The organism is Streptomyces sp. NPDC059957, from assembly GCF_042730015.1.
Taxonomy (GTDB): domain Bacteria; phylum Actinomycetota; class Actinomycetes; order Streptomycetales; family Streptomycetaceae; genus Streptomyces.
Genome location: NZ_JBHWMB010000120.1, coordinates 1 through 7,445 on the forward strand (window position 1 = coordinate 1; position 7,445 = coordinate 7,445).

Below are 7,445 nucleotides of genomic sequence, written 5' to 3' on the forward strand. Positions count from 1 at the left end.
GAACCGAACTCCACGACGCATTCGTCTCCCTCGCCTGCAGCCTCATTTGCTGGCGACGCCTCAACAAGCCCGACTCATGATCGTGTTACGAGCTCAAAGGGTGCACCGCGGATCCCTTTCGGCCTCTACCGGTCCGGCATGATCCGAAGGACAGGGCCCAGGCCGTCTCTTTCCGAACATGCCGGACCGACAAGATCCGAGAGAGACGGCCTAGCGGAAGGCGCCGAGGGCCTTCGTGAAGGCCAGGGGCTGCTGGAGGATCGAGCTGCACGTCGCGTCCGCGTAGCTCACGACTCCGGCCGGGCACTGCTTGTCGCGGGTCGCGGACCACATCGCCAGCCTGCCGATGCCCTTCTCGCTCGCGAAGTCCACGAGCTGGGTGGCGTCTGCGAGGGTGAAGATCTCGCTCGTGACGTCGTTGACGCCAATCATCGGGGTGACGGCGACGGTCTTCCAGGCCGCCGCGTCGGAGAGGCCCAGCACCCCCTTGATCTGGGCCTGCGTGGCCGTGGCGGCCTGGATCGCGTACCGGCCCATGTCACCGCTGTAGGCCGGGCCGTAGTCCATGGCCATGATGTTGACTCCGTGGATCCGCACGCCGGCCTTCTTCGCGTCCGCCAACAGGGCCACGCCCGGCTGCGTGAGCCCCTCCGGCATCACGGGCAGGGTGAAGGCCACGTCCAGCCCCGGGTGGGCGGCCTGGAGCAGGGCGATGGCCTGGGCGCGGCGGGTGTTGGCGGCGGTGTCGGGCAGGGCCGCGCCCTCGATGTCGAAGTCGACCTTGGTCAGCCGGTACTGGTCGACGACCTTGCCGTAGGCGGCGGCCAGTTCCTGCGCGGAGCGGCAGTTCAGGGCCAGTTCGTGCCCGGCGGCGCCACCGAAGGAGACGCGTACGTCCCCGCCCTTGGCCCGCAGGGCGCCGATCTGTGCGGCGACCTTGTCGTTTCCGAGCTCGGTGACCCCGCCCCAGAGCGGGGCGCAGCCGCCGCCGGAGGTGATGAAGGCGAGGTGGAACTCCTTCACGCCGGTCTTGGCCGCCGTGTCGACCAGGTCGTAGGCCGGGTGGAGGGAGGTGTCGACGTACGGCGCGAAGCGCGCGGCACCGGCCGGGCTTCCGGTCGGGGGCGGGGTCGGGGCGGTGGCCGTCGCGGTGGGGCGGCCGGGCCCGGTCGGCTGCCCCGTGGGCTTGGGGGTCGTGGGAGCGCTCGTACCGGCCGTCGGCCTCGGCGTCGGCACGGCGGAAGGGGCGGCGGTCGGGGCGGTGGTGGGGCGGCCGCCCGGCGGGGGTGTCGAGCCCGGGTCCGCCGAGCACTTGGCACCGTTGATCCGGCAGGCCGTCGGATCGCCCGGGTTCCCGCTCGCGCTCGTGGCGAAGCCGACCGTCACGGAGGCTCCCGCGGCCAGCTCCTTGTTCCATGCCGCCGGCTTCACGGTGACGCGGCGGCCGCTGACCGTGTGCGAGCCGTTCCACAGGGAGTCGATCGTCGTGCCCGCGGGCAGGTCGAACTCCAGGGTCCAACCGGTCTGCGTCCGGCTCTTGTTGTTGGTGATCACGTACGTGCCCGTGTAACCACCGCTCCAGGAGCTCGACTTGATGTACGCCGCGCCGACCGAGGCGGCCTGGGCCGTACCCGTGAAGGTGAAGGCGGCGGCCGCGATCAGCGCCGCCACCGCCGCCCCTCCCACGGCCTTCGCCTTCGTGCTCGTCCTGCGCCGGTGACCGGTCGTGCTGCCCATCGCGTGCCTGCCTCTGAATTGCTCGGGGGGAGTTCGGGGAGTTCGGGGTTCTGGGAGGTCCCGGGGTTTCCGGGGTGCGGCAGCACGCTAGCCGCTCCGAAACGGACATTTGATCGATTCGAGGCGGCGATCGCGAACCTTAGGTTCCACTTAAGGAAGCGATCGGACGACCTTAAGACGGCCGGGCCGCCCCCACGGCCGTGGTGCCACCAAGTCCACCGCGTGAACAGTCGGTTGATCTCCGGCACGAGCGGGGCCGATGCCGCATATGCTCCCTCCGTACCTCAATGCGACGTACATCCGAACGCCTCGCGAGCCGTAAGGGGACCGCCCCGTGAGTGTCCGAATTCAACCCTCCTCCCAGGTCGACGAGACGGCCGAACTCGGGGAGGGGACCACCATCTGGGATCTGGCGCAGGTGCGGGAGGAGGCCAGGCTCGGACGCGACTGCATCGTGGGGCGCGGAGCGTACGTCGGCCCCGGCGTACGGATCGGGGACAACGTCAAACTGCAGAACTACGCGCTGGTCTACGAGCCCGCCGTACTCGGCGACGGGGTGTTCATCGGCCCCGCCGCGGTGCTCACCAACGACTTCTACCCGCGGGCGGTCGACCCCGACGGCCGGCAGAAGCGCGGCGGCGACTGGGAAGCGGCCGGGGTCGTGGTGGCCGAGGGAGCCTCCCTGGGAGCCCGGTCGGTGTGTGTCGCGGGGGTCCGGATCGGACGCTGGGCGCTCGTCGCGGCCGGCGCGGTCGTATCCCGGGACGTACCGGACTTCGCGCTCGTGGCCGGAGTGCCCGCCCGGCGCATCGGCTGGGTGGGCCGGGCCGGTGTCCGCCTGGTGGAACGGAATGGCGAGCCGGGCATCTGGGAGTGCCCGCGCACCGGCGCCCTGCACGACGAGACCGACGGAACGCTGGCCGAGCGCACCTGACGCAACGTCGGCAATTTGAGTCAATGGCATTTCCTCAAAACCACAATCAATGAACATCCTTGGGCATACCTTGTCCCTGTACACGGGATCTGAGCAGGCAACAGGCTGTGTTCAGTGGGGGGTTGTACACGACGAGGGCAATCGCGGACACGGTGACGGCCGGCGCAGGACCATGCGCCCGTCCGCCGCCGCCGTCCGCGCGCGCCCGATCCGGAACTTCGCTGGAGGGGGATCCAGCGGGCCCGGAGCGCTCGTGCCATCGGGGGGATCACACCGTCGGCACGCGCACCGTCATGCGCAGTCCCCTCCGCCGGACGACGACCGCCGGGTCTGCCCTAGGAACGATTTCAGAGGGGGTAGGTGTGTTGGAGCCGTACGGCTACAGCTCGGACATACAGGGCGAGCAGGGCGCGCGGGGAACCGGGGTGGGGAACCGGTGACCGCCAGACGATTAGAAGCACTGGCCCACGAGGACCCGTCGCTGCACGCCCTCGCCGAGCGGCTGCTCGCACTGGCCGAGGCGGGGCTGCCCGAGATGTACCTGCCGGGCGCGGAGACCTTCGTCTTCACCCGGGTGGGGACCGTCTCCCCCGAAGGCACCAGGCGCGTGGAACGGCGCGGTACCAGCACCCGGTACGCGGCCATCACCGCACTGGGCGCGCGATTCCTCCCCGAGGAGCGCCAGCGCGCCCTCTTCGGCGGCCACAGCGCCGGGGAGTTCACGGCGCTCCTGGTGGAGCGGCTGCCCGCGGTCACGAACCTGGGCGACGCCGCGCTCATCGCCTGGGCCGCGGCCGAGACCGGCCACCCCAAGCTCGCGGACGCCGTGGCGAGGGTGGCCGAACTGGACGTCCCCGGGCGTCCGCAGTACACCGTGGAAGCCGCCTGGGTGCTCTCCGCCCTCACCGCGGCCCGGACCTCGGTGGACGTCGAGTACCGGCTGGCGGCCGCCCGCGACCGCCTGCTGGCGGCCAGGGTCGGGAACGGCCCGCTGTTCCCGCACGCCACCGGCCCGGGGCTGGTCTCCGGCTACCGCTCCCACGTGGCCTGCTTCGCCGACCAGACGTATCCCCTCCAGGCGCTGGCCCGGCTGCACGCGAGCGCACCGGACCCGCAGGCCCTCGCCGCCGCCGACGCCTGCGCCGCCCGGATCTGCGCCCTGCAGGGGGACGGCGGACAGTGGTGGTGGCACTACGACGCCCGAACGGGCGGCGTGGTGGAGGGCTACCCCGTCTACAGCGTGCACCAGCACGCCATGGCCCCGACGGCCCTCTTCGACCTGGCCGAAGCGGGCGGCACGGACTTCGGCGCGCAGATCCGCCGCGGTCTGCGCTGGATGACGGAGGTGCCCGAGATCAGCGGGCCCGACGGCACCCCGCGGGAGCCCATGATCCGCGAGGAGTACGGGGTCACCTGGCGCAAGGTCTACCGCGGCGACCCCGCCAAGGCCGTGCGCGCCGCCCGCGGACTCACCACCCGGGTCGCCCCGCGGGCCCGGCTTGCCCCGCTCGACCGGATCTTCCGCCCGCTGGCGGTGGACCGCGAGTGCAGGCCCTACGAGTTCGGCTGGCTGCTCCACGCCTGGCTCGGGAGGCTCGGGAGATGAAGCACAGACAGTCCCTCTTCGGAGTGGCGCTCGACCCCCTGACCATGGACGAGGCCGTCCAGCGCTGCCTCGACGCCGTGCGGCGCGGTGAACAGATCGAGATCGGCATGGTCAACGCCGCCAAGCTGGTCAACATGCGCCGCGACCCCCGCCTCGCCGCGGCGGTCGCCGGCTGCGACCTCGTCATGGCCGACGGCCAGGCCGTGGTGTGGGCCGGTCGCGTCCTCGGGGTCCGGCTGCCCGAACGAGTCGCGGGAATCGACCTGTTCATGCGGTTGCTGGCAGCGGCCGAGACCGCGGACATCCCCGTCTACCTGCTCGGCGCCACGCCGGACGTGCTGGACCTCATGCTCGGCCGGATCGCCCAGCGGTTCCCCGCACTGCGCGTCGCCGGCAGCCGCAACGGCTACTTCGAGGACTCCGAACAGGGCGAGATCGCCGACGCGGTGGCCGCGAGCGGCGCCCGGATGCTGTTCCTCGGCATGACCTCGCCCAAGAAGGAGATCTTCACCGCCGGCTACGGCAAGCGCGCCGGCGCCCACGTGGTGCACGGTGTCGGCGGCTCCTTCGACATCCTGGCCGGCATCACCAAGCGCGCCCCCCTGGTCTGGCAGCGGATGGGGCTCGAATGGTTCTACCGGACCCTCCAGGAACCGCGCCGCCTGGGCAAGCGCTACGTCACCACCAATTCCGCCTTCCTCCTCATGACGGTCCGGGAACTCATCCGCCGCACACCGTCCACACCGCCTTCCGGTTCCGCGAACAGGAGTCACTGATGCGCGTCGTCGTCGTGGGACAGGGATACGTCGGCCTTCCGCTGGCCATCAGGGCCGCCGAGGTGGGGCACCAGGTGGTGGGCTACGACGTGGACGCGCGGCGGGTCAAGAGCCTCGCCGCCGGCGAGTCGTACGTGGAGGACGTCTCCTCCGCACGGCTGGGCCGGGCACTGGAACTGGGCACCTACCAGGCCAGTGATCAGGCCCGGGACTGCGGCGGCTTCGACGTCGCGGTCGTCACCGTTCCGACCCCCCTGCAGGACGGTGCCCCCGACCTGCGCTACATCGAGGAGTCCGCGCACACCCTGGCCCGCTTCCTGCGGCCGGGAGCCACCGTCGTGCTCGAGTCGACCACCTACCCCGGCACCACCGAGGAGCTGTTCGGCCCGATCCTGGAGGACGGTTCGGGCCTCACGGCCGGCGTGGACTTCCACCTCGGCTACAGCCCCGAGCGCATCGACCCGGGCAACAAGGTGTGGGGATTCCAGCAGACGCCGAAGGTGGTCTCCGGCGTCAACCCCCTCTCGCTCAAGGCCGTGGAGACCTTCTACGCGGGCCTCGTCGACACCACGGTGCCGGTGCGCTCCCCCAAGGAGGCCGAGCTGGCGAAGCTGCTCGAGAACACCTTCCGGCACGTGAACATCGCCCTGGTCAACGAGATAGCCATGTTCGCCCGCCACCTCGACATCGACGTGTGGCAGACCATCGAGGCCGCCTCCAGCAAGCCGTTCGGCTTCATGAAGTTCACCCCGGGCCCGGGTGTCGGCGGCCACTGCCTGCCCATCGACCCCTCGTACCTGTCGTGGCGGGTGCAGCGCGAACTCGGCCAGAACTTCCGGTTCGTGGAGCTGGCCAACGACATCAACAGCCACATGCCCGAGTACGTGGCGCGCCGCGTCATGGACGCGCTCAACTCCAAGCGGCGCTCGGTCAACGGCTCCCGGATCCTGCTGCTGGGGCTGGCGTACAAGAAGAACACCGGCGACGCCCGGGAATCTCCGGCGGTGCGCGTCTCCCAACTGCTCCTGGACATGGGCGCCAAGGTGCGCGCGGCCGACCACCACGTGGTGGAGAGCGTCAAGGTCGACGCCCGGCTCTCACGGGTCGAGGTGACCCGCAAGGAGCTGGCCGCCGCCGACGTGGTCGTCCTGCTCACCGACCACGACTCCTTCGACTACGCGCTGATCACCGAGCACGCGTCGCTGATCCTCGACTGCCGCAACCGGCTGTCGGGACCCACGGTGGAGGTTCTCTGAGGCCATGACCCGAATCATCTGCGTGGCCGGGGCCCGGCCCAATTACATGAAGATCAAGCCGGTGATGGACGCCCTGGAGCGCCGCGGCGCCGAGGTCGTCCTCGTCCACACCGGCCAGCACTACGACGAGTCGATGAACGACGTCTTCTTCCGCGACCTCGGCATCCGCTCCCCCGACCGCTATCTGGGAGCCGGGTCCGGGAGCCACGCCCGGCAGACCGGGCGGGTGATGGAGGCCTTCGAGCCGCTGCTCGAAGAGCTGGTCCCGGACGCCGTCGTGGTGGTCGGGGACATCAACTCCACCCTGGCCTGCGCCCTGGTCACGGCGAAGGCAGGGCCGCTGCTGGCCCACGTGGAGGCGGGTCTGCGCAGCCGGGACTGGAGCATGCCGGAGGAGGTGAACCGGGTCGCCACCGACCGGCTCAGCGACTACCTGCTGGCCCCCTCCCCCGACGCCGCCGTGAACCTGCGGGCGGAGGGGTACCGCGAGGACCAGATCCACGTCGTCGGCAACGTCATGATCGACACGCTGCTCGCCAATCTGGACCGGGCCAGGCGCTCCGACGTCCTCGACCGCTACGGGCTCACCCGCGGCGGGTACGGCCTGGTCACCCTGCACCGGCCGGCCAACGTGGACGATCCGGACGCCCTGCGCGGGCTGTTGAAGGCGCTGGGCGAGATCGCGGGCCGCTGCCCGCTGCTGCTGCCGGTGCACCCCCGGGCGGCCGAACGGCTGGCCGAGATCGGCGTACCCGGCGGGATCAGGCTGGTGCCGGCCGCCGGATACCTCGATTTCATCGCCCTGCAGGACTCCGCCCGCGTGGTGCTCACCGACTCCGGGGGCGTCCAGGAGGAGACCACCGCCCTCGGCGTGCCCTGCGTGACCCTCCGGGAGAACACCGAGCGCCCGATCACCGTCGAGCAGGGCACCAACGTCCTGGCGGGCACCGACCCCGACCGCATCACCGCCACGGTGCACCGGGTGCTCGACGATCCGCCCGCGCCCCGCTGCCCCGAGCTGTGGGACGGCCGCGCGAGCGAGCGCATCGCGCAGGTGCTCCTGGAGGGCGGGAGCGCCGCGACCCGGCCGCGGCCCACCGACCTCGTCCCGGGCACCGCGCCCGTCGTCTAGCGCT

General features: G+C 71.3%; 6 protein-coding genes. 5 read left to right on the forward strand and 1 reads right to left on the reverse strand.

Translation table 11 applies throughout. The annotated features are described in order from the left end of the window. Positions 1-210: 210 nt before the first annotated feature. Positions 211-1,737, reverse strand: coding sequence for a cellulose binding domain-containing protein (locus tag ACFWBW_RS39700; RefSeq protein WP_385384084.1), 1,527 nt, complete (start codon positions 1,735-1,737; stop codon positions 211-213). A 334-nt stretch (positions 1,738-2,071) separates the two neighbouring features. On the opposite strand from ACFWBW_RS39700, the gene ACFWBW_RS39705 reads away from it, so the two are divergent. From ACFWBW_RS39705 to wecB, 5 genes are all read left to right on the forward strand, one after another. Beyond that, positions 2,072-2,671: an acyltransferase gene (locus ACFWBW_RS39705; protein ID WP_385384087.1), complete on the forward strand. Its 600-nt coding sequence runs from the start codon at positions 2,072-2,074 to the stop codon at positions 2,669-2,671. A 436-nt stretch (positions 2,672-3,107) separates the two neighbouring features. Beyond that, positions 3,108-4,277, forward strand: coding sequence for a hypothetical protein (locus ACFWBW_RS39710; protein WP_385384090.1), 1,170 nt, complete (start codon positions 3,108-3,110; stop codon positions 4,275-4,277). Next, entirely contained in the window at positions 4,274-5,053 is a 780-nt protein-coding gene (locus ACFWBW_RS39715) for a WecB/TagA/CpsF family glycosyltransferase (RefSeq protein WP_385384093.1), read from the forward strand. The genes ACFWBW_RS39710 and ACFWBW_RS39715 overlap by 4 nt, the downstream gene beginning before the upstream one ends. Beyond that, positions 5,053-6,309, forward strand: coding sequence for a nucleotide sugar dehydrogenase (locus tag ACFWBW_RS39720; RefSeq protein WP_385384096.1), 1,257 nt, complete (start codon positions 5,053-5,055; stop codon positions 6,307-6,309). The genes ACFWBW_RS39715 and ACFWBW_RS39720 overlap by 1 nt, the downstream gene beginning before the upstream one ends. A gap of 4 nt (positions 6,310-6,313) precedes the next feature. Then, positions 6,314-7,441 carry a non-hydrolyzing UDP-N-acetylglucosamine 2-epimerase gene (gene wecB, locus ACFWBW_RS39725; RefSeq protein ID WP_385384098.1) on the forward strand — a complete coding sequence of 376 codons (1,128 nt, stop codon included), beginning with the start codon at positions 6,314-6,316 and terminating at the stop codon, positions 7,439-7,441. Positions 7,442-7,445 lie beyond the last annotated feature (4 nt).

What these genes read in the sequence shown, in the direction of transcription:
- ACFWBW_RS39720 (WP_385384096.1), top strand. Translation starts at nt 5,053, where the DNA reads ATGCGCGTCGTCGTCGTGGGACAGGGATACGTCGGCCTTCCGCTGGCC.
- ACFWBW_RS39700 (WP_385384084.1), bottom strand. Translation starts at nt 1,737, where the DNA reads ATGGGCAGCACGACCGGTCACCGGCGCAGGACGAGCACGAAGGCGAAG.
- wecB (WP_385384098.1), top strand. Translation starts at nt 6,314, where the DNA reads ATGACCCGAATCATCTGCGTGGCCGGGGCCCGGCCCAATTACATGAAG.
- ACFWBW_RS39715 (WP_385384093.1), top strand. Translation starts at nt 4,274, where the DNA reads ATGAAGCACAGACAGTCCCTCTTCGGAGTGGCGCTCGACCCCCTGACC.